The 21,152-nt window shown below is 72.2% G+C and carries 17 protein-coding genes; 8 read left to right on the forward strand and 9 right to left on the reverse strand.

Going from position 1 to position 21,152, the window contains the following annotated elements:
• Positions 1-94: 94 nt before the first annotated feature.
• Entirely contained in the window at positions 95-835 is a 741-nt protein-coding gene (locus ACFVTX_RS02295; RefSeq protein ID WP_386897673.1) for a general stress protein, read from the reverse strand.
• Positions 836-974: 139 nt separating this feature from the next.
• Between ACFVTX_RS02295 and ACFVTX_RS02300 the strand changes: the two genes are divergently transcribed.
• Genes ACFVTX_RS02300 through ACFVTX_RS02315 form a run of 4 tightly spaced genes read left to right on the forward strand, consistent with a single transcriptional unit; the run spans position 975 to position 4,905 of the window.
• Positions 975-2,303, forward strand: coding sequence for a magnesium transporter MgtE N-terminal domain-containing protein (locus ACFVTX_RS02300; protein ID WP_386897675.1), 1,329 nt, complete (start codon positions 975-977; stop codon positions 2,301-2,303).
• Complete coding sequence (locus tag ACFVTX_RS02305) at positions 2,290-2,811, forward strand: DUF1003 domain-containing protein (RefSeq protein WP_386897677.1); 522 nt, start codon at positions 2,290-2,292, stop codon at positions 2,809-2,811. The genes ACFVTX_RS02300 and ACFVTX_RS02305 overlap by 14 nt, the downstream gene beginning before the upstream one ends.
• Positions 2,801-3,982: an Mrp/NBP35 family ATP-binding protein gene (locus tag ACFVTX_RS02310; protein WP_386897678.1), complete on the forward strand. Its 1,182-nt coding sequence runs from the start codon at positions 2,801-2,803 to the stop codon at positions 3,980-3,982. The genes ACFVTX_RS02305 and ACFVTX_RS02310 overlap by 11 nt, the downstream gene beginning before the upstream one ends.
• 5 nt (positions 3,983-3,987) lie before the next feature.
• Positions 3,988-4,905, forward strand: coding sequence for a hypothetical protein (locus ACFVTX_RS02315; protein WP_386897680.1), 918 nt, complete (start codon positions 3,988-3,990; stop codon positions 4,903-4,905).
• A 98-nt stretch (positions 4,906-5,003) separates the two neighbouring features.
• Here the strand turns inward: ACFVTX_RS02315 and ACFVTX_RS02320 are convergent, their stop codons facing one another.
• Both ACFVTX_RS02320 and ACFVTX_RS02325 read right to left on the reverse strand, forming a co-directional pair.
• Positions 5,004-6,614 (reverse strand): pyridoxal phosphate-dependent decarboxylase family protein, encoded by a 1,611-nt coding sequence (locus ACFVTX_RS02320; protein WP_386897681.1) that lies wholly within the window; start codon positions 6,612-6,614, stop codon positions 5,004-5,006.
• Entirely contained in the window at positions 6,611-8,053 is a 1,443-nt protein-coding gene (locus ACFVTX_RS02325) for an MFS transporter (RefSeq protein ID WP_386897683.1), read from the reverse strand. The genes ACFVTX_RS02320 and ACFVTX_RS02325 overlap by 4 nt, the downstream gene beginning before the upstream one ends.
• Before the next feature lie 55 nt (positions 8,054-8,108).
• Here ACFVTX_RS02325 and ACFVTX_RS02330 point away from each other — a divergent pair, with 55 nt between their 5' ends.
• Complete coding sequence (locus ACFVTX_RS02330) at positions 8,109-9,668, forward strand: succinic semialdehyde dehydrogenase (RefSeq protein ID WP_386897684.1); 1,560 nt, start codon at positions 8,109-8,111, stop codon at positions 9,666-9,668.
• A gap of 85 nt (positions 9,669-9,753) precedes the next feature.
• Here the strand turns inward: ACFVTX_RS02330 and ACFVTX_RS02335 are convergent, their stop codons facing one another.
• The gene (locus ACFVTX_RS02335) at positions 9,754-10,152 is read right to left on the reverse strand and encodes a sec-independent translocase (RefSeq protein WP_386897686.1); all 399 of its coding nucleotides are present in this window, start codon (positions 10,150-10,152) and stop codon (positions 9,754-9,756) included.
• Positions 10,153-10,240: 88 nt separating this feature from the next.
• Here ACFVTX_RS02335 and ACFVTX_RS02340 point away from each other — a divergent pair, with 88 nt between their 5' ends.
• Entirely contained in the window at positions 10,241-10,873 is a 633-nt protein-coding gene (locus ACFVTX_RS02340; protein ID WP_386897688.1) for an O-methyltransferase, read from the forward strand.
• Positions 10,874-11,018: 145 nt separating this feature from the next.
• Here ACFVTX_RS02340 and ACFVTX_RS02345 read toward each other — a convergent pair whose 3' ends face one another.
• From ACFVTX_RS02345 to ACFVTX_RS02360, 4 genes are all read right to left on the reverse strand, one after another.
• Entirely contained in the window at positions 11,019-11,192 is a 174-nt protein-coding gene (locus tag ACFVTX_RS02345) for a DUF3117 domain-containing protein (protein ID WP_022890614.1), read from the reverse strand.
• 149 nt (positions 11,193-11,341) lie between these two features.
• Complete coding sequence (locus ACFVTX_RS02350) at positions 11,342-12,586, reverse strand: hypothetical protein (protein WP_386897691.1); 1,245 nt, start codon at positions 12,584-12,586, stop codon at positions 11,342-11,344.
• Between the two features lie 4 nt (positions 12,587-12,590).
• Complete coding sequence (dapE, locus tag ACFVTX_RS02355; RefSeq protein WP_386897693.1) at positions 12,591-13,697, reverse strand: succinyl-diaminopimelate desuccinylase; 1,107 nt, start codon at positions 13,695-13,697, stop codon at positions 12,591-12,593.
• A gap of 46 nt (positions 13,698-13,743) precedes the next feature.
• Positions 13,744-14,406 carry a hypothetical protein gene (locus ACFVTX_RS02360; RefSeq protein ID WP_386897694.1) on the reverse strand — a complete coding sequence of 221 codons (663 nt, stop codon included), beginning with the start codon at positions 14,404-14,406 and terminating at the stop codon, positions 13,744-13,746.
• Positions 14,407-14,581: 175 nt separating this feature from the next.
• Here ACFVTX_RS02360 and ACFVTX_RS02365 point away from each other — a divergent pair, with 175 nt between their 5' ends.
• Positions 14,582-16,648: a sensor histidine kinase gene (locus ACFVTX_RS02365; protein ID WP_386897695.1), complete on the forward strand. Its 2,067-nt coding sequence runs from the start codon at positions 14,582-14,584 to the stop codon at positions 16,646-16,648.
• A complete protein-coding gene (locus tag ACFVTX_RS02370) occupies positions 16,641-17,345 on the forward strand; it encodes a response regulator (protein ID WP_386897697.1) in 705 nt (234 codons plus the stop codon). Before ACFVTX_RS02365 ends, ACFVTX_RS02370 begins: the two co-directional genes overlap by 8 nt.
• A 112-nt stretch (positions 17,346-17,457) precedes the next feature.
• On the opposite strand, the gene ACFVTX_RS02375 is transcribed toward ACFVTX_RS02370, so the two are convergent.
• Positions 17,458-21,009, reverse strand: coding sequence for a GH92 family glycosyl hydrolase (locus tag ACFVTX_RS02375; RefSeq protein WP_386897698.1), 3,552 nt, complete (start codon positions 21,007-21,009; stop codon positions 17,458-17,460).
• Positions 21,010-21,152 lie beyond the last annotated feature (143 nt).

Here is a 21,152-nt window from a genome sequence, read left to right on the forward strand (position 1 = left end):
CGCGGTCAGCGATGGCTGACGCGAGCCCCGGGTACGCCGCGCGTGAGCGGCGCCGACCGGCGCGTCAGGCCCGGGATCAGCCGCGGCTGACGGCTCAGGCCCCGCCGTCGCCGGCGTCGGCCGCGCGGCGCTCGGCCTCGCGGGCCTCGCGCGCTGCGCGGCGGGCCGCGTCCTGCGCCTCGCCGTACGTCAGCCCGCGCGGCGTCTCGACGGGGGCGGATGCCTCGTCGGCACCCTCGGGCGGCGTTGCCGCCGTGGCATCCGGACCCGACCCGGTCGCAGCCGGGACGACCGGCGGCGCGGGCGGGGCGGCCGGGGCGTGGCCCGGCGCCGGGGCGAACGTCTCGCCCGTCGTGCCGAGCACGGTGCGCGCACGCGCGACGTGCGCGGGCTCGGCGATGATCGCGTAGCGGGTGGCGAGCACCTGCATGACGGAGGTGAAGTCGCGACGGCGACGGTTGAGCGAGTACGACACGACGCTGAAGATCATGCCGAAACCGGCACCGATGAGGACGGCCGCCCCGAGGATGCCGAGCGAGGCGCCGCTCGGCGCGAAGATGAAGAACAGCAGGCCGAGGAAGAGACCGAACCACGCCCCCGACAGGGCACCTGCGCCCGCCGCGCGGCTCCAGGTGAGCTTGCCCGTGATGCGCTCGACGCTCGTGAGGTCGGTGCCGACGATCGCCAGCTCCTTCACGGGGAACTCGGCCTTCGAGAGCCGGTCGACCGCGGCCTGCGCCTCGGCGTAGGTCTCGAAGCTCGCGACGGTCTCGCCCTTCGGCAGGGTCGGGATCTCGCGGCCGCCACGGCCGCCGAACTGCGTCTGGTTGCTCACCGGCCCATTCTCCCACGTCGCGGTGCAGCACGGCCGGAAGAGGCCCGCGCCGGGGCATCCCGGGTCTGAGTTGGATTCGTGAGCGCCACGAGCGTCTTCGTCGGCCCGCCACGTCGCATCCGGGGACTAAGTTGGATTCGTGAGCGCCACGAGAGTCTTCGTCGCCCGACTGGCCGGGTGCGCCGTCTTCGACCCCAACGGGGATCGGGTCGGCAAGGTGCGCGACGTCCTCGTCGTGTACCGGAAGAGCGACCCTCCGCGGGTCGTGGGGCTCATCGTCGAGATCCCCGGCAAGCGCCGCGTGTTCGTCTCGATCGGTCGCGTCACCTCGATCGGCGGCGGCCAGATCATCACGACCGGTCTCATCAACCTGCGCCGCTTCGAGCAGCGCGGCGGCGAGGTGCGCGTCATCGCCGAGATGCTCGGCCGCAAGGTGCTCTTCAACGACGGCTCCGGCACGGCCACGATCGAAGACGTCGCGATCGAGGAGCAGGAGCCCGGCGAGTGGGAGGTCGACCAGCTCTTCGTGCGTCGACCCAAGGGCGCCTCCCCGTTCTCGAAGGGGCAGTCGGCCTACGTCACGTGGCGCGAGGTGCGCGAGCAGACGTCGAAGGGCGAGGCCCAGTCGGCCGAGCAGCTCATCGCGACGTATTCCGAGCTGAAGCCCGCCGACCTCGCCTCGACCCTGCTCGACCTGCCCGCGCAGCGGCGCCAGGAGGTCGCCGAAGAGCTGCCCGACGACCGCCTCGCCGACGTGCTCGAGGAGATGCCCGAGTCCGACCAGGTGATCATCCTCGCGGGCCTCGGCGACGACCGCGCCGCCGACGTGCTCGACCACATGCAGCCCGACGACGCCGCCGACCTCATCGCACAGCTTCCCGAAGAGCGCGGCGAGCACCTCCTCGAGCTCATGGAACCCGAGGAGGCCGAGGACGTCCGTTTCCTCCTCTCCTACGGCCCCGACACGGCCGGCGGTCTCATGACGACCGAGCCGATCATCGTCTCGGCCGACGCGACCGTCGCCGAGGGGCTCGCGCTCATCCGCCGCCACGACCTGCCGCCGGCGCTCGGCGCCGCGGTCTGCGTGACGCTGCCGCCGTACGAGCCGCCGACGGGCCGGTTCCTCGGCATCGTGCACTTCCAGCGCATGCTCCGCTACCCGCCGCACGAACGCCTCGGCACCCTCATCGACCAGGGGCTCGAACCGGTGACGGCCGACACCTCGGCCGCCGAGGTCAGCCGCATCCTCGCGAGCTACGACCTGGTCTCGGTGCCGGTCGTCGACGAGAAACATCGACTCGTCGGGGTGGTGACGATTGACGACGTGCTCGACTACCTGTTGCCCGATGACTGGCGAAGTCACCCAGAAGAAGGCGAGCTGGCCAAGCGCAGTACCGCGCGGGCGCAGCTGACGACGGGAAGCATCCCGATCCCATACGGAAGGAGGGGAGCAGATGGCACGCGCTGAGTCTGAAGACCGCCGGTTCGACACACCGAAGGGCACCCGCCGCAATGCCCCCTTCCGCGGAGGGTCGGGCGACAACGACCGTTTCGGCCGCTTCACCGAGTGGGTGGCGCGCGGCATGGGCACCCCCGGGTTCCTCCTCGGGCTCACCGTGTTCGCCGTCGTGTGGATGGCGTGGAACACCTTCGCGCCCGAGCCCCTGCGCTTCGACTCGGTCGCGATCGGCTTCACCGCGCTGACGCTCGCGCTCTCGCTGCAGGCGTCGTATGCGGCGCCGCTCATCCTGCTCGCGCAGAACCGGCAGGACGACCGCGACCGCGTGCAGATCGAGCAGGACCGTCAGCGCGCGGAGCGCAACCTCGCCGACACCGAGTACCTCGCTCGGGAGGTCGTGGCGCTCCGCCTCGCCGTGAAGGACCTCGCGTCGAAGGAGTTCATCCGCGCCGAGCTGCGGTCGATCCTCGACGAGCTCGACCGCCGCGACGAGGAGGAGGCCGAGCATGCCGGCTGAGGGCGCACCCGCCGCTTCGCCGCTCGAACAGGCCGTCCTGCGCGCCCTCGAGTCGGTCATCGACCCCGAGATCCGCAAGCCCATCACCGAGCTCGACATGGTCGACCGCGTCGTCGAGGGCGAGGGCGGCCGCGTCGAGGTCGGCATTCGCCTGACGATCGTCGGATGCCCCGCGAGCGACCGCATCGAACGCGACGTGCGGCAGGCCGCCGAGACGGTGGCCGGGGCGGGCAATGCCGACGTCGAGCTCTCGGTGATGACGCCCGAGCAGCGCACCGCGCTCACCGAACGCCTGCGCGGCGGCCGTGCCCGCACGAACCCGTTCGGCCCGGGCTCGCTCACGCGCGTGATCGCGGTGACGAGCGGCAAGGGCGGCGTCGGCAAGTCGACGATCACGGCGAACCTCGCGGTGGCGCTCGCCGCACGCGGGCTCTCGGTCGGGCTCGTCGACGCCGATGTGCACGGCTTCTCGATCCCGGGCCTGCTCGGGCTCGTCGACGACGAGGGGCTCGCCGCGCGGCCGACGCAGGTGAACGACATGATCCTGCCGCCCGTCGCGCACGGCGTGAAGGTCATCTCGATCGGCATGTTCGTCGAGCCCGCGGCCCCCGGCGAACGCGCCTCCTCCACGGCGGTCGCGTGGCGCGGGCCGATGCTGCACCGCACGCTCTCGCAGTTCCTCACCGACGTGTACTTCGGCGACCTCGACGTGCTGCTCGTCGACCTGCCGCCCGGCACCGGCGACATCGCGATCTCCCTGGGGCAGCTGCTGCCGAACGCCGAGGTCGTCGTCGTGACGACCCCGCAGGCTGCTGCCGCCGACGTCGCCGAGCGGTCGGGCGTCGTCGCCCGCCAGACGGGCCAGCGCATCGTCGGAGTGGTCGAGAACATGGCGGCGCTCGTGCAGCCCGACGGCACCCTGCTCGAGCTCTTCGGTTCGGGCGGCGGCGAGCTCGTGGCATCCCGGCTCTCGACCGAGGCGGCGGCGGTGCCGCTCCTCGCGAGCGTGCCGCTCAGCATGGCGCTGCGGCAGGGCGGCGACTCGGGCGTGCCCGTCGTCGTCGCCGCGCCCGACGACCCCGCGGCGCGCGCGATCGAGCAGGTGGCCGCGCAGCTCTCGGCGATGCCGCGTTCGCTCGCCGGCCGGCGGCTCGACGTCTCGGTGAGGTGAGCCGGATGCCACGTGCTGCTGCCGCTCGGCGGCGTGCGTGGCCCGCACTGGTGGCGGCGTTCGCCATGCTCGGCGCGCTCGCGGCGTGCAGCGCGCCGGTGATCGACGACCCCGACCCGCTGCCGCTGCCTGCGGGCCTCAGCGCGGGCGTGCAGCAGGGTCGGCTCGACGTCGAGGCGCGACGGATCGTGGTGCACCTCGAGAACGCCGGCCCCGCCCCCGTGTCGATCACCTGGGTGCAGCTCGAGGTGCCGGCGCTCGGCGCCGTGCTCGAGTACGACGACCGGGTCGAGCTGTCGGCCGACGACGCGATCGACCTGCGGCTCGAGCTGCCGCCGCCCGGCTGCGCGGCGGTCGGCGACGCCGCGGCCGACGCGGACGCCGATGCCGACGAACCGCTCGTGCGCCTGCGGGGCCGCGTCGAGACCGACCCGGGCGACTTCGCCGGCGAACTGACGCCCGACGACCCCTTCGACACGCTCCCCCGAATCGTCGCCGGCGACTGCCTCGAGTCCTCGGTCGACGAGGTCGCGACGATCGCGATGCCCGAGCACCTCCGCGTCGAGGGCGAGGGGGCCGCCCAGCGCGCGTGGATCGACGTCACCGTCGACCCTGCACCGTCGGGAGCGGGCTCGCTCACGATCTCGCTCGTACGCGGCTCGACGCTGCTCGGCAACGAGGCGGGCACCGACTGGCCGCTCGACCTCGCCTTCGCCCCCGGCGATGCACCCGTGGTCGTGCCGCTCGCCGTGCGGCCGGCGCGCTGCGACCCGCACGTGCTCGCCGACGACAAGCGCGGCACCATCCTCGCGTTCGTCGTCGCCACGGGCGACGGGCGGACGGGCCTGATCGACCGTCCGTCGTCCGACGCGCTGAAGGCGGAGCTCTACGACTACGTCACCGAGCGCTGCGGGTTGCAGTAGGGCCCGTCCACGGCTGAACCCCGTTCCGGCGTCCGAATGCCGAGCGTTTCTGCCTCAGTCGCCGGAATCCGGTTCGGTGCGCGCCACGCGGCGGCGCGTCAGACCGCAACGGGCGGCTCGACGACGCGCGCGAGGAGCTCGACGAGCAGCCGCTCGGTGAGCGGCCCGGGCAGCGCCTCGACGAGCGCGAGCACCGGGGCGAGCTGATCGGGCAGGGCGCCTGCGCCGCCGAGGAGCCCGGCGGCCTCGAGGATCGCCGCGGCCGTGTCGGAGTCGAGACCCGCGGCGAGGCTCCCGAGCGCGTCGGAGCTCGAGAGCGCGCCGAGCCCGCCGTCGGCCCCGCCGCCGTCGCCGCCGAAGCCCGGCAGCGCCTCGGCGAGTCCGGCGAGCGCGACCGCACCGTCGATCTGCGGGATGCCCCGCACCGCGTCGGCCGCGACCACGAGCGCCGCGGTCAGCTCGGACACCACCCGCTCGGTGACGGGCGTCACCGTGAGGTGCGTCGTGTGCGGCAGCCGGGTGCCGTCGGGCTGGGTGAGCCCGGGCTGCAGCTGCAGCTGCCAACCGGCCGAGCGCGCGGCATCCGCCCAATGATGGGGGTCGACGCGCGACGCGACCGGGACATCCTCGTCGGTGGCGACCGCGAGCAGCGGACCGGTCGGCGAGCCGACCACCCGGAGCCCCTCGATGCCGTCGATCGTCGCGCGGAGGGCCGCGGTCGCCCGCGCCGCCTGCGCGGTGAGCTCGGCGAACCCGGGTTCGCCGAGCGCCTCGATGATCGCCCACGCCGCGGCGAGCGGACCGGCGGGCTTCGAGCCCGTCATGGTCGGGTTCACGACGGGGTAACCGGGCCATCCGGTGGTGGCGAAGTACTGGTGGCGCTGGCGGTCGCGCCCGCGGGTCAGCAGCACCGAGGCGCCCTTCGGCGCGTACCCGTACTTGTGCAGATCGGCCGACAGGCTCGTGACGCCCGGCACCGAGAGATCCCACGCGGGCAGCGCTCCGGGCCAGAACGCGAGCGCGAAACCGCCGATGCAGGCGTCGACGTGCAGTGCGATGCCGCGCGCGGCCGTGATCGCCGCGACGTCGGCGATCGGGTCGAGACTCGCGAACGGGTACGACGGGGCGCTCAGCACGACGAGGGCGACGTCGTCGCCGAGCCGCTCCTCGATCGCAGCGGGCGCGAGGGTGCCGGTCGACGGGTCGACGGGCACGAGGTCGAGCTCGAGGCCGAAGTAGTGCGCCGCCTTGTGGAACGCCGCATGCACCGTCACCGGCGCCACGAGCCGCGGAACCCGCGGCGAACCGAGACGGGCCGCGCGCCACGCGTCGCGCGCCGACTTCACGGCGAGCAGGCAGCTCTCGGTGCCGCCCGAGGTCACCGAACCGACGACGACGTCGCCGCCGTCGGCGGGCTCGGCCCCGTCGGCCGTGTCGGCCGTGTCGGCCGAGGGAGCCCCGCCGAGCACCCGGCGCGCGAACCCGACCACGCCGCGCTCCATCGCCGCGACCGAGACGAACGTCGTCGGATCGAGCCCGTTCACGGGCTGCACCCGCCGGGCCGCCTCGGCGGCGAGCTCGTCGAGCTCGGCGAGCCCCGAGTCGTAGACGTACGAGAGCACGCGCCCGCCGTGCGTCGGGGCGTCGGCGGCGCGCATCGCGTCGAGCTCATGCAGAATGTCGGATGCCTCGCGGCGGAACCCGCTCATCGGGTGCTCCCATCGGTGGTGCTGGTGGTGCTGGTGGTGCTGGCGGTGCCGGTCGTTCCGGCGTCCCCGGCCTCCGCGGGGCCCGCGTCGACGTTCACGTCGCTCCGCCGCAGGGGGTAGCGGCGCAGCACGACGACGCTCACCGCGACGAGCAGTGCGGGCACGAGGCTGAACGACAGCGCGATGCCCGCGACCGCGGCGGGGGCCTGTTCGACCGTCTCGGCGCCCGTCGACTCGAGGTAGCCGGTCGCCGCGAGCATGAGGGTGAGCAGCGTCGCGCCGAGCGCCATGCCGGCGGTCTCCCCCGCCGTCCACACGCCGCCGAAGCTGCCGGCCCGCTCGCGCCCGGTGAGGCGGGCGTCGTGCGAGATGACGTCGGGCAGCATCGCCATCGGCAGCGACTGCATGCCCGCGTAGGCGGCACCCGCGACCGCGACGGGCGCGTACACCCACGGCCCCGGCACCCAGACGAGCAGCACCATGCTGAGGGTGGCCGCCGCGAACACGACGCTTGCGATGCGGAACGCGCGCTCCTTGCCGATCCGGCGGGCGAGCACGCCCCACGCGGGTGCGACGAGCAGTGCGGGTGCGATGAGCGCGACGAACAGCAGCGTCACCGCCGCCTCGGACTCGAGCACCCAGGTCGCCACGAACTGCGCCCCGGCCAGCATGAGCCCCGTCGCGAGCCCCTGCAGCACGAACACCGCGAGCAGCACCCGGAACGGCAGGCTGCGCGCCAGCGCGCGGAAGCCCTCGCGGTACCCCTCGCCCGCGTGCGGCTCGTCGCGCGGCGTGCGGCCTGCGGCCGTGGCATCCGACCGTTTCGCCGTGCTCGCGGCGATCAGCATGCCGACCCCGATGACGAGGCCCGCGACGACCGCCATCACGAGGTAGCCGGTGACCTCGTCGTCGAACGCACGACGGATCTCGGGGCCGCCCGCGCCGAACAGCAGGATCGCGAGGGTGAGCACCACGACGCGCCACGTCAGCAGGCGCGTGCGCTCGTCGTAGTCGGGAGTGAGCTCGGCGGGCAGCGCGATGTACGGCACCTGGAAGAGGCTGAACGCCGTCGCCGTGGCGAGGAAGGCGATGAAGACCCAACTGCCGGATGCCACGGGGCCCACGCCCGGCGGCACCGCGAAGGTGAGCGCGAAACCGACGGGCAGCGCGAGCGCGCCGACCAGCATGCCGACCCGGCGCGTGCCGCGACGATGCAGTGCGCGGTCGCTGCGGGCGCCGATCCACGGGTCGATGACGACGTCCCAGACCTTCGCCGCGGTGACGACGAGGCCCGCGATGAGGGCGCTCACGCCGAGCGTGTCGGTCAGGTAGTAGACGAGGACGAGTCCGGGGAGCGTCGCGAAGCCTCCGGTGCCGAGCGATCCGATCGCATAGCGGGCCACGACGCCACGGGACAGAGGGCGCTCCGCTGCGGTCATGGAGGAAGTGTACTCACACTGCTGAACACTGGGACAACTGTCCTAGAATGTGCCAATGCGCGCCCAGACCGCCCCCGCCGGCTTCTCCGACCTCGCCCGCAGCCTCACCGACGATGTCGTCGCCTCGGGCTCAGAGACGCTCGCCGTGCCGACCCCCTCGACCGGCGACACACTGCACGAACTGCCCCGATCGAGCGCCGACGACGTGCGCGACGCGATCGCCCGTGCCCGCCTCGCCCAGCTGTCCTGGGCGCGGGCCGGCTTCGCCGCCCGCAAGCGCATCCTGCTCGCGGCCCACGACCTCATCCTCGAACGGCGCGACGAGCTGCTCGACCTCATCCAGCTCGAGAGCGGCAAGACCCGCGGCCAGGGCTTCGAGGAGATCTTCCAGGCCGTGTCGGTGACGCGCTACAACGCGATCGCCGCCCGCAAGGTGCTGCACGGCCGCGCCGTGCGCGCCGGCCTCCCGACCGTCGCGACCACGCGCGTGCGCTTCGCCCCGAAGGGCGTCGTCGGCGTCATCACGCCCTGGAACTACGCGCTGAGCCTCGCCGCGATGGACGTGGTGCCCGCCCTCGCCGCCGGCTGCGCCGTCGTGCAGAAGGCCGACGACCAGGGTGCGCTGTCGATCCTCGCGCTCCGCCGCGCCTTCATCGACGCGGGAGTGCCCGAGTCGCTCTGGGCGGTCGTCACGGGCGACGCCGCCGAGGTCGGCGAAGCCCTCACCGACGAGGCCGACTACATCTGCTTCACCGGCTCGACCGCGACCGGGCGCCGGATCGCCGAGAAGGCCGGCCGCCGCCTCGTCGGCGCCTCCCTCGAGCTCGGCGGCAAGAACGCGCTGCTCGTGCTCGACGACGCCGACCCCGCCACGGCCGCCGCGAACGCCGCCCACGCCTGCTTCTCGGCCATGGGCCAGCTCTGCGTCTCCATCGAGCGCATCTACGTCGACCGCAAGATCGCAGGCCCGTTCGAACGCGTCCTCGTCGAACGCCTCCGCACCGCGAAGCTCGGCACCGCGCTCGGGTTCGGCGCCGACTTCGGCTCGCTCGCGAGCGCCGCGCAGCTCGCCCGCGTCGAGGCGCACCTCGCCGACGCCGTCGCGAAGGGCGCGACCGTGCTCGTCGGCGGCAAGCACCGCCCCGACCTCGGGCCGTGGGTGTTCGAGCCGACGATCCTCACGGGCGTCACCCCCGAGATGAGCGTCTACGCGGAGGAGACCTTCGGCGCCATCGCCTCGCTCTACCTCGTCTCGAGCGACGACGAGGCGGTGCTCGCCGCGAACGCGAGCGAATACGGCCTCAACGCGGCCGTGTTCACCTCCTCGCCCCGCCGCGGGCAGCGCATCGCCGACGCCCTCGCGGCCGGCAGCGTCAACGTCAACGAGGGCTACCGGGGCGCGTTCTCCTCGGTCGCCGCGCCCATGGGCGGGGTCAAGCAGTCGGGCGTCGGCCGCCGCAACGGCGAGGCCGGCCTGCTGCGCTTCGTCGAGCCGATCACGATCTCGCAGACGACGGGGCTCCTGCAGCTGCCCCGCACGTCCGAGGAGTACGAGGCGAAGGCTCCGCTGCTGCTCCTGCTCGCCCGGGCGCTGAAGGCCATCGGCCGCGCCTGAGCGGTGCGCTGCGGGCGCCGCACTGCGGGCGCCCGCACGTGGCCACTGGGCGCCGCGCTCCGCGCTCAGGCGCCGCGTGGCGCGCTCAGGTGGCTTCTGAGTCGAACGGCGCGGGCTCGCCCGCTCCGAGGGCCTCGCGCTTGCGCTTGCGCTGCAGGTAGGCGGAGTTCTCGTTGACGCCGGCGCGGGCGACGACGGGGGCGGCGGCGGCCGGCGCGTCGGCGAACGGGTCGGCATCGCTCAGCGCCTCGCGGATGATGCGGCGCGGGTCGTACTGGCGAGGGTCGAGCTTCTGCCAGTCGACGTCGTCGAAGTCGGGGCCCATCTCTTCGCGCATGCGGTCTTTCGCACCGTTCGCCATGTCGCGCAGCGAGCGCACGAGTCGACCGAGCTGCGCCGCGTAGTGCGGAAGACGCTCGGGACCGAGCAGGAAGACGGCGATCACCCCGATGATGAGGAGCTTCTCGAACGTCAGACCGAACATGCCTACAGGATAGTCGGCGGCGAGGCATGCGAACGCCACGCGTGACGCCCTCTAGGCTGGGGTGCTGAGAGACCCCGGGAGCCGCCACGTGTCCGATCACGACCTGAACTGGAAGTACGTCGACGAGTCGGTCGTCGAGTCCGATGCCGTCGTCAAGGCGCGTCAGCAGTCGCTCGAGCTCGGCGTCGACCCGGTCTCCCCCGCGATGGGCGCCCAGCTCGCCGTCATCGCGGCCGCGTCGCGCGCGAGTTCGATCATCGAGGTCGGCACCGGCGTCGGCGTCTCGGGCCTCTGGATGCTGCAGGCGGCCCGCCACGCGCTGCTCACCTCGATCGACACCGAGAACGAGTACCAGCAGCACGCCCGCCAGCATTTCGCCGACGCGGGCATCGCGGCGGCCCGCGTGCGACTCATCGCGGGGCGCGCGAGCGAGGTGCTGCCGCGCATGAACGAGAGCTCGTACGACATCGTCTTCATCGACGCGGATGCACCCTCGGTGATCGAGTACGCCGAGCACGGGTTGCGGCTCGCGAAGCCCGGCGGCAGCGTGCTCGTGGCGCGAGCCCTGTGGAAGGGCCGCGTCGCCGACCCGGCCAAGCGCGACGAGGCGGCGAGCGCGTTCCGCACGCTCATCGCCGAGCTCGCCCCCTCGACGGCCGTCGCGACGGCGATCTCGCCCGCGGGCGAGGGCCTCCTGCAGATCGTCAAGCTCGGCGCCTGAGCGCACCCGCGGTCGGTCGAGCAGCGAAGCGTCTCGAGACCGACACGTCCGCTCTCGATGCACTGCGCTGCTCGACCACCGATTCCGCCGGTTAACGACTCGAGCCCCGAGATCGTTCTCGGGGCTCGCGATCGTGGTGCGTGACTCAGGCAGGGTTCACGACGCCGGCGAGGACGTCGTAGAGCTCCTTGGCCTCAGCGTCGTTCACCGAGACGACGAGTCGACCGCCGCCTTCGAGCGGCACGCGCACGATGATGAGTCGACCCTCCTTCACAGCCTCCATAGGCCCGTCTCCGGTGCGTGGCTTCATGGCCGCCATTGAGCTCCCCTTTCGTGGCTGAGATTCCATTATCGGACATTTGTCGCGGTGCTGGGAAATCACCCCGAGATTGTGGATAACCCGTCGGGGGTATTCAGCGCCTGTTCATCCGCGCGCTCCCCCGCGAAACGTCAGGTTTCCTGCCTGAATCAGGGCGGGGACCAGTCGTAGGCGTCGATGCGCCAGACGAGCGCGATCCACGCGTATTGCAGCGCAATGAAGAGCAACACGATCGACCAGCGGTACCAGCGCGCCCGCGGCACGGCGAGCGCGCCGACGATCGGGAACAGCGGCGACACGATGCGGAACGTCGACGACTGCGGGAAGAACACCGCGAGCAGGTACAGCGCGTAGCTCGCGAGCCAGAAGCGGAGGTCGACGCCGAGCCGGCGTACGGCCGGCAGGAACAGCACCGCCCCGAACGCCACCACGAGCAGCACGACCGCCCCGATGCCGAACCACGCGGGCATCCCGATCCAGTTCGCCCACCACACCCCGCCCTGGAACCAGGCGGTGAACGGCACGAGCTCCTGATGCCCGATGTAGCCGGCACGCCACGCGAGTTCGGTGGCGGTGTAGCCGTCGGGCACCCCCGTGACGGCCCAGACGATGAGCGGCCACGCGAAGCCGACGGCGGCGGTGAAGAGCCCGAGCCCGATCACCGCGAGCTGCGTCCGCAGCGGGAACGGGTCGTCGGCGCGGTGCCACCACCGCCAGCAGAAGTGGAGGGCGAGCGTGAGCGCGAATGCGAGCGCCCCGGGGCGCGTGAACGCCCACGCCGCGACGACGGGCACGAGCCATCCGTACCGTCGATCGACGAGGAGGAGCAGTGCGAGCGCGATCCAGAGGAACCCGAGCGATTCGGCGTAGCCGAACTGCATGATCGGTGAGACGGGCGCGATCGCGAAGAGCACGACGGCGAAGATCGCACGGTCGGGCTCGAGGAACCGCGACATGAGCCGGTGGAGGACGAGCGCGGCGCCGAGGCCGGCGAGCACGGCGACGGCGACGGATGCCGCGTTCCACGGCAGCCCGAGCCACGTCAACAGGCCCGTCAGCATCGGGTAGACCGGCAGGAACGCCCACGCGTTCTCGCCGATGTGGCCGTCGTCGCCGATGGGGAGCTCGTTCGGGTAGCCGGCGATCCAGATGATCTGGTACCAGCGGGCGTCCCACGTGTTCGCGAAGGAGAGGTAGTCGGGCGCGGCGTCCGTCCACGAGTTGGGGCCTTGCCGGGTGGCGACCTCGAGCACCATGAGCGTCGTCAGCACGCGCGCGGCGAGGTAGACCGCGGTCACCTTCGCCCACCAGGGTGCGAGCCGCCAGCGCACGCGCGGCGAGCGGCGGGTCGCCCGGTGCGGGTCGGGCGCGCGCACGGCGCTCGGCGAGCTCACGGGGTCAGGCGTCGGCGGCCGGGGCGCCCGTGAGCCACGCCCGCAGGGCGCGCTCGCCGTCGACGATCTGGCTGAGCGCGACGCGCTCATCGTCGGCGTGCGCCTTGAGCGGGTCGCCGGGGCCGAAGTTCACGGCGGGGATGCCGAGGGCGCTGAAGCGGGCGACGTCCGTCCACCCGTACTTGGGTTTCGCCTCGGCGCCGACGGCGGCGACGAACTGCTGCGCGAGCGGTGCGTCGAGGCCGGGCCTCGCCCCTTCTGCGCTGTCGACGATCTCGACGTCGAAGCCGTCGAAGACCTCGCGGACATGGGCGGATGCCTCGTCGACGCTGCGGCTCGGCGCGAAACGGTAGTTCACGGTGAGCACGGCCTCGTCGGGGATGACGTTGCCCGCGACACCGCCGTGCACGAGCACCGCGTTGAGGCCCTCGCGGTAGGCGAGCCCGTCGACCTCGACGGTGGCGGCCTCGTACGCGGCGAGGCGGGTGAGGGCGGGGGCGAGCTTGTGGATGGCGTTGTCGCCCACCCAGCTGCGCGCCGAGTGCGCCCGCAGCCCGCGCGTGCGCACCTCGGCGCGGAGGGTGCCGTTGCAGCCGCCCTCGACCTGCCCGTTCGAGGGTTCACCGAGGATGGCGAAGTCGCCGGTGAAGAGTTCGGGCCGATTGCGCGAGAGGCGCCCGAGGCCGTTGAGGTCGGCGGCGACCTCTTCGTTGTCGTACCACATCCAGGTGAGGTCGACGACGGGGTCGGTGAGCTCGAGTGCGAGCTTCAACTGCACCGCGACGCCGGCCTTCATGTCGACGGTGCCGCGCCCCCACAGGTACTCGATGCCGTCGATCGTCTCGAAGCGGGTCGGCACGTTGCCGTTGATCGGCACGGTGTCGATGTGGCCGGCGATGACGACGCGGCGGTCGCGCCCGAGGTTCGTGCGGGCGACGATCGTGTCGCCGTCGCGAATGATCTCGAGGTGGGATGCCCCGGCGAGCGCCCGCTCGATGAGATCGGCCAGGTGCGCCTCATCGCCCGACTCGCTCGGGATGTCGCAGATCGCCTGGGTGATGGCGACGGAGTCTGCGGTCAGGTCGAGCGGGGCGGTTGCGTCGGCGGGCATTCCCCGAGTCTATTCATCCGGGTGCCCGCCGACGCGGTCGGTGTCGTCATGCGGCTCGGCTCGCAGCGGCGAGGCGGCGCGCGTCGACGATGAGGGCGATGGCAGTGAGCGCCTGCCCGACACCGAGGTGGATGACGTAGGCGAGCCACGCGGCTTCGCCGACCTCGGCGCCGCCGAAGAGCACGACGCCGACGACGCTCATCGGCCAGCTCGCAGTGAGGAACGGCAGTGCACGCGCCGGCCCGCGCCACCGGCCGACGGTGAGGATGCCGACGGCGGCGAGCCAGAACGCGCCGAGCACGAGCGGCGAGGTGACGAGCTCGATGCGTTCGAGCAGCGCCTCGGGCAGCAACGGCCCGATCGCGAGGAACGCGGTCGACCCGAGCAGGGCGGCGAGTGCGACCGCTCCGGTCGCCCGCCAGCCGCGGCCCGTGCCGAAGGCGCCGCCGCGCAGGGCGATGCCGATGACCACCGCGAGGCTCGCCGCACTGGTGACGGCGGCGACGTCGTCACCGAGGTATCCGTCGGCGTCGATCGGCCAGGGCAGTGCGGTGAACAGCGCGGCGACGCCGAGCAGCACGAATGCCGCGACGCCGGCGAGCCGGAACTGCAGCGGGGTCACCCGCTGTTCGACGGCCGCGGCTGCGACCGGTCGGGCGGGCATCGGGGGCGCGTCGGTACGCGCGGTGGGCGGGGTCTGCACGGTCATGGTTCGGTTCCTCTCGGATGCTTCGCGGCGCGCCGGTTCCGGCGCTCTCCGAGCCTCGCGGCGCGTCGTCCCGGGCGCCCAGAGCCGGGGCGCCCCGGTTCGACCCGTCGATGTCCCGGGCGATCCGGGACATCCGACCCGAGACAGACGCGCCGTGCGCTGCCACGATGGAGCCATGCGCCCGCCCCGTGCACTGCCCGCGGCACGCGCGACTGCGGTCGCCGCGTTCGCCGTGGTGCTCGTGTGCGCGGTCGCGGCGCTCGTGCTCGACGTCGTGACGGCCCGCACCGGGCAGGAGATCCCCTCGGCGCCCGGCTGGGTCGGTGCGTGGCGCGGGCTCGTCCTGGGCGCCACGGGGGCGCTGCTGCTCGCGCGGCTGTCGTGGCATCCGGTGCCCGTCGTGCTCACCGCCGGCGGGCTGCTCGCCGCGATCGACGGGCTCGCGCTCGCATGGCTCAACCACGGCGTGCTCCTCCAGCCGGATGCGCCCCTGCTCGCCGAGGCGTTCGTGTTCACGCAGCGGCTCTCGGTCGTGTCGTTCCTCGCGCTGCCGTTCGCGCTGCTGCTCTTCCCCGACGGCCGGTTTCCGCGAGGGCCGCTGCGCATCGTCGCGATCGTCGCCGCGGCGCTCAACGCCTTCATCGTCGCGGTCGACGTGGCGATGCCGTGGCGGGTGGCGCGCGCGGTGTTCGGGAGCCCCGACCCGCGGCTGCTCGGGTGGTCGCAGGGCGAGTGGGGGCTCGACCTTCCCGCCGCGTTCTGGCGGTGGACGGGCCTGTTCTGGATGCCGCTCATCATCACGAGCGTGGTGCTCACCGCGGTCGTGCTGCTCGGGCGCATGATCGGCGCGGGGCCCGAGCTGCGGCGCCAGCTGAAGTGGATCGTGTGGGCCGGCATCGTCTACGCCGCGCTCTTCGTGATCGCCGCGACCCTGCTGCCCTACCACCTCGGGCAGGCGACGATCATCGTCGGCACCGCCGTGATCTGCGCGTCGATCATCGTCGCCGTCACCCGGCGCGGGCTCTACCGCATCGACCGGCTGCTCAGCTGGACGGTCGTGTACGGGCTCGTCGCACTGTCGGTGGTCGTCGTCGACGTGCTGCTCGTCACGCTGATCGGCGGACTCGTCGAGGAGCAGGCCCTCGCGGGCGCCGCGATGCTCATCGTGCTCTTCGCGTACCTGCCGCTGCGCGACCGCGTTCTGGGCTTCGCGAACCGGCTCGTGAACGGTCGGCGCGGCGACCCGTACGGGGTCGTGTCGTCGCTCGCGGCGCGCCTCGAGGCGGCCGCTGAGCCGGGCGACCAGCTGCAGTCGCTCGCCGCGTCGATCGCGGCCGCGTTCGCCGCGCCGTACGTCGAGGTCGCGGTCGAGACGCCCGACGGCGGCACGCTGAGCGCACGGCACGGCACACCGGGCGAGCGGATCGAGTCGATTCCGCTCGTGTACCGCGACGAGCGCATCGGGCATCTCGAGATGACGCCCGGCCGGCGGGCCCGCCTCTCCCCCGGCGACGAGCGGCTGCTCACCGACCTCGTGCGCCACGCGGCGTCCTCGGTTCGGGCGAGCACGCTGAGCGACGAACTGCAGCGGATCCGCGTCGAACTCGTGAACACCCGCGAGGACGAGCGCCGGCGCATGCGCCGCGAGCTGCACGACGGGCTCGGCCCCGAACTGGCCGGAGTGCAGTTGCGCATCGAGGCGGCCCGCAACGTCGGCGCGGCTGACCCCGCTGAAGCCGACCGGCTGCTCGCCTCGGCCGCCGAAGACCTGCAGCTCGCGGTGGGCGAGATCCGCCGGCTCGCGCACGACCTGCGGCCGCCGTCGCTCGACGACGTCGGGCTCGCGGGGGCCGTCGAGCAGCTGTGCCGCCGCTTCGGCGGCGAGTTCGAGGTCACCGCGACGTGCGAGCTGCCCCAGCGGCTGCCCGCCGCCGTCGAGGTCGCGGCCTACCGCATCGTCACCGAGGCGCTCGTGAACGTGCAGCGCCACGCGCAGGCCCGTCGCGCCTGGGTGCGCCTCGCGCACGCGCACGGCCGCCTCCTCGTCGAGGTCGCCGACGACGGCCGCGGGGTCGCGGCCGACGCGCCCGCCGGCGTCGGCCTCCTCTCGATGCGCGAGCGCGCCGTCGAGCTCGGCGGTACCCTCGACGTCACCGACCGCGACCGCGGCGGCACCGTGGTGCGCGCCGCCCTGCCCCTGCCCAGCCCCGTCGTCGAGAACGAGGTCACCGCCGATGCCTGAACCCGCCGCCTCGCCCGCCATCCGCGTGCTGCTCGTCGACGATCACCCGGTCTACCGCGACGGCCTCGCCGTGCTGCTGCGCTCGATCGACGGCCTCGACGTGGTCGGCACCGCCGCCGACGGACTCGAAGCGGTCGCCGCCGCCGACGCGGACTCCCCCGACGTGATCGTGATGGATGTTCAGATGCCGCGGATGGACGGCATCGAGGCCACGCGCCGCATCACCGCGAAGCATCCGGCCGTCGGCATCATCGTGCTCACCATGTCGGAGGCCGACGAGACCGTGTTCGACGCGATGCGCGCCGGCGCCCGCGGTTACCTGCTCAAGGGGTCGGGCCAGGACGACATCTCGCGGGCGATCCGCGCCGTCGCCGGCGGCGACGCGATCTTCGGCCCGCGCATCGCCGCACGCGTCGCCGAGTTCTTCGCCCGCCCGCCCGTCGCCGCCGACCCCGTCGCATTCCCGCAGTTGACCGGCCGCGAGCGCGAGATCCTCGAGCTCGTCGCCTCGGGCCGCTCGAACGGCGACATCGCCGAGCATCTCTTCCTCTCCCCGAAGACCGTGCGCAACAACGTGTCGAACATCTTCACGAAGCTGCAGGTCTCGGGGCGCGCCGAAGCGGTCATCGCGGCGCGCGATGCGGGGTTGGGGCGTCGGGCGGACGAGCCGGGGAGTTCGTCGACTCGCGACCGGTAGGGAGCGCCGCTCGCCTTCACCTCCGCGAAGAGGTTCGCGCTTGTGCGCACCGCATGCCGCAGGCCGCCGGCCTCCGAGCTGCGCCCGGATGCCGACGGCCTGCGTGGACCGATCACCTGCCCTTGTTCACCTTGGCCGTCGCCGTGGCCTCGCCGTCGGCCTGCACCACCGCGAGCGTCCACTTGCCGGCCGCGGTGTCGCGCGGCACGGTGGGCGCCACGCTGAACGTCCCGTCGGGGTCGACGACGACGCTGCCGAGCGAGACGACCGCGCCCTTCTTGCCGCGCAGCTCGACCGTCGGGGACGCGTACGGGGTGAAGCCCGTGCCCGAGATCGCGAGCGTGCGACCGGCCGCGACCTTGCCGTCGTCGGCGACCGCGATCGTGCCGTCGAAGGGCGGGTCGGCCACCGTCGTCGCGGTGACGGTCGTCGCCAGCGGCTCCGTCTGGAACGTGAACCGGCGGACGCCCGGCGGCACCGAGTCGGTCACCTCGGTGACCGGCGTCGAACCGTAGGCGTGGGTGACGTCGAGCGACTGCAGCGTCCATCCGCCGGCACCGCCGGTGACGTCCACGGTCACGGTCTGCCCGAATGCCGCCGCGGTCGTGTCAGCGGCCACCGTGACGCCCTCGCCCCCGACGACCGTGATCGGGTACGTCTTCGCCTCGCGTTCACCGAAGAGGTGGAACTCCTGGATGCGGGCGTTGTAGTTTCCGCTCGTCGTGTTCTGCACGGGGATCAGGAGCCGGAACACCTGACCGGTGACGGGTGCGTCGAGTGTCTGATCGTGCTCGGGGCCTTGGAAGCCGGTGATGTGGCTCACGTCCTCCCAGGTCCCGTCGCGCTTCACCTGCAGCAGGAACTCGGGCAACTTGAACGACGAGGTGGGCGACACCGAATCGGGCTGCACGAGCCAGCGGCTCACCTCGCTCGGCGCACCCAGGTCGGTCTCCACCCACATCGTGCCGAGCGGGTAGCGGTCCTTCTCGCTCATGTCCTGGCTGCTGTCGGTGACGCGCGCGCTCCACTTCGTGCCCGTGTTCATGTCGAACGCCGCCGACGCGCCTTCCGCGGCCGCCGCTTGCGCGTTCACCCGGCCGCTGGCACCCGCCATGAGGCTGCCCTTGTACTTCGCCGGCACGGCTCCGTCGCCGACCACGGCGTATGCGGCCGCGGCGTGGGCCGAGAGGTGCTCGCCCATGCTCAGAGCGACGACCTTGTAGTAGAAGACCCCGGGGCCTGGCTTGTCGGTGGACGACGTGGCGGTCGCCGTGGAGATCAGGTTCGCGTCGGAGGGCGTGAAGTCCTCCGTCGTTCCCCGATGCACGCGGTACGCGCGGATGCCCGCCGGGTGCTCGGATGCGTCCCAGTTCAGCTGGACCGTTCCCGCTGCCGGGTCGACGGCGGCCGCCAGGTTCGCGACGTCCGTCGGAGCGGTCCACGAACCGCGTGCCCAGTCGCTGGGCTCGGGCCCCATCACGAAGGCGAGCTCGCCGCCCGCCATGATCTGCTCGTAGGTGATCGAGGATTCGTTCAGCGGCTCCCCGTTGAGCGTCGCCGACTGCACGTAGATGTTCTCCGCGGAGGCGTGCTCACCGGTGATGACGAACTCCTTGCCGTTCGCGAGGTTGTAGGTGACCTCGGGCAGCTTCGGGCCGTGGAGGTAGTACGTGTTCGTGCCCGAGAAGGGGAACAGCCCCGACATCATGAACATGTAGATGCTGCTCATCGCGCCGTTGTCCTCGTCGCCCGGGTACCCGTTCGCGGGGAAGCGCTTGACGTACTGGTCGACCCACTTCGAGGCGAGGTCGGGGCGACCCACCTCGGGCGTGCTGAAGAGCCAGATCGTCTGGAAGGACGGCTCATTGCCGTAGTTGATGTAGCCCTTGCTGAACGCGTTCGAGAGGCGCGAGGTGAAGACGTCCTTGCCGCCCATCAGCTCGACCATGCCCGGGACGTCGAAGATCGCGTTGTAGGAGCCTTCCCAGATCGAGGCCTCGTAGTAGTCGGTGTTGTACCCGGACGTCGGCGTGGTCGTCGGGAAGGTGCCGTCCTGCTTGCGATTGTGGGCGAACCCCGCAAAGCCGTCGCCGGTGAGATTCGGGTCCCACACGTTCTTCCAGTTCTGCGCACGCTCGCGGAAGGCCTCGGCCTCCTCGGTCTTGCCCAGGCCGTCCGCCATCGCGGAGAGCCCGTGGTCGTTGATCGCGAAGCCGATGGTCGCCGAGGCGGGCTTGATACGGCTCGCGTACTGCAGTCCGTTCTGCGCCGTCGTCCCGCCCCAGTGGTATCCGTCGTTGACGTACTGCGGCGTGCGCAGCGCCTCGGAGTCGCCCTTCGCGACGGCGTACGCCTGCTCCCAGTCCACGCCGGGCACCTGCTTGAGGTATGCGTCGGCGATCACGTTCTCCGCCTCGTTGCCGCCCTGGCCCGACAGGAACTCCTTGCCCGAGGTGAAGGTCTCCGCGAGATAGCCGTTGGCCTCATAGCGCTTGATGAAGGAGTTGACATTGGCGCCGACGACCTCGGGGCGGGTCAGCGAGAGGAAGGGGAACACCGTCTTCCAGGAGTCCCAGAGCGTGTAGTAGTCGTCCCAGTAGCCGGTGTCGGCGACCCGGTCGCGGGGCTGCACGTTGGTGTGGAACATCGCCGTGTAGAACTTCGTCTTCTGGGCGTCGCTGACGTCGCCGCCGAGTTCCACGTCGCCGAGCACCGAGTTCCAGGCGTCGCTCGCGCCAGCCCGGGTCGCGTCGAAGTCCCACTCGGGGATCTCGGCGTCGAGCGACTGCACCGCCTTCTCGACGGAGACGAAGGAGATCGCGACCTTGACATTGACCGCTTCGTTCGGCTGGGTGTCGAACTTCAGGTACGCCCCGAGTCGGGTGTTCGTCGCCGTCTGGGTCGTGGTGCCGGCATGCGTGCCGTTCGCGTCCCAGGTGCCGACCTCGCGCGGGGCCTTGTCGTATCGCATCGCGAAGTACATGTCCCACTGGGCGGGATTCCAGTTGCCGCCGTAACGGCCGCCGCCGGTGATGAGCTTGCCGCCCTCGTCGATCGTGACCTGGCCGCCGCTCTTGAGCGCGACGCTGCCGCCGATCTTGCGGCTGACGTCGAGCACGATGGAGGAGTCGGACCCCTCGGGGTAGGTGAAACGGTAGAAGGCGGCGTTCTCTGCCGGCGTCACCTCCGTCGTGATGCCGTACTTCGTCAGCGTGGCGGTGTAGTAGTCGGCGCTGCCCGATTCGCCGGTCACCGGCGAGGCGTGCGCGGACTCGGCGGTCGCCACTCCGCCCGTCTGCGGCGAGAGCAGGAAGTTGCCGTAGGACTGGGTTCCGCCCGTTCCCTGGGCGTAGAGCTGCCCGAAACCGACGACCGGCTTCCCGCTGGTGTAGCCGCCGTTCTTCGGCGACGTCGTCTCGGGACTGGGGTAGATCGCGCCGTTCGGCATGGTCGGGCCCGCCATCGTCGCGCTGGTGGTCGGCCCGATCAGCGTGTCGACGTAGCGAACGAGACCTGCGCCGTCGGCGGGTGCCTCGGCCGACGTGGCAGCGAAGGCCGTTCCCGCAGGGACGAGCAGCATCGACACGAGGCCGGCGAGTGCGATCGACGCCGTGTATCGGCGCGATGAGGGTGTCGGATGTTTCATCCGAGTTGGACTGGTCATGTGCTTGCTCCTCAGAGTCCACGGCCTTGTGGCTGAAAAATGGGACCATCTCACGTTTCTGACATCGCTGTCATAACGTGGAGAGGCTAGCAGTGCGGGATATCGACCGCAAGCACCTCGATGAATTGCAGGAATCACGTCGA

The sequence above is a fragment of the Agromyces sp. NPDC058136 genome (assembly GCF_042884375.1).
GTDB lineage: Bacteria > Actinomycetota > Actinomycetes > Actinomycetales > Microbacteriaceae > Agromyces.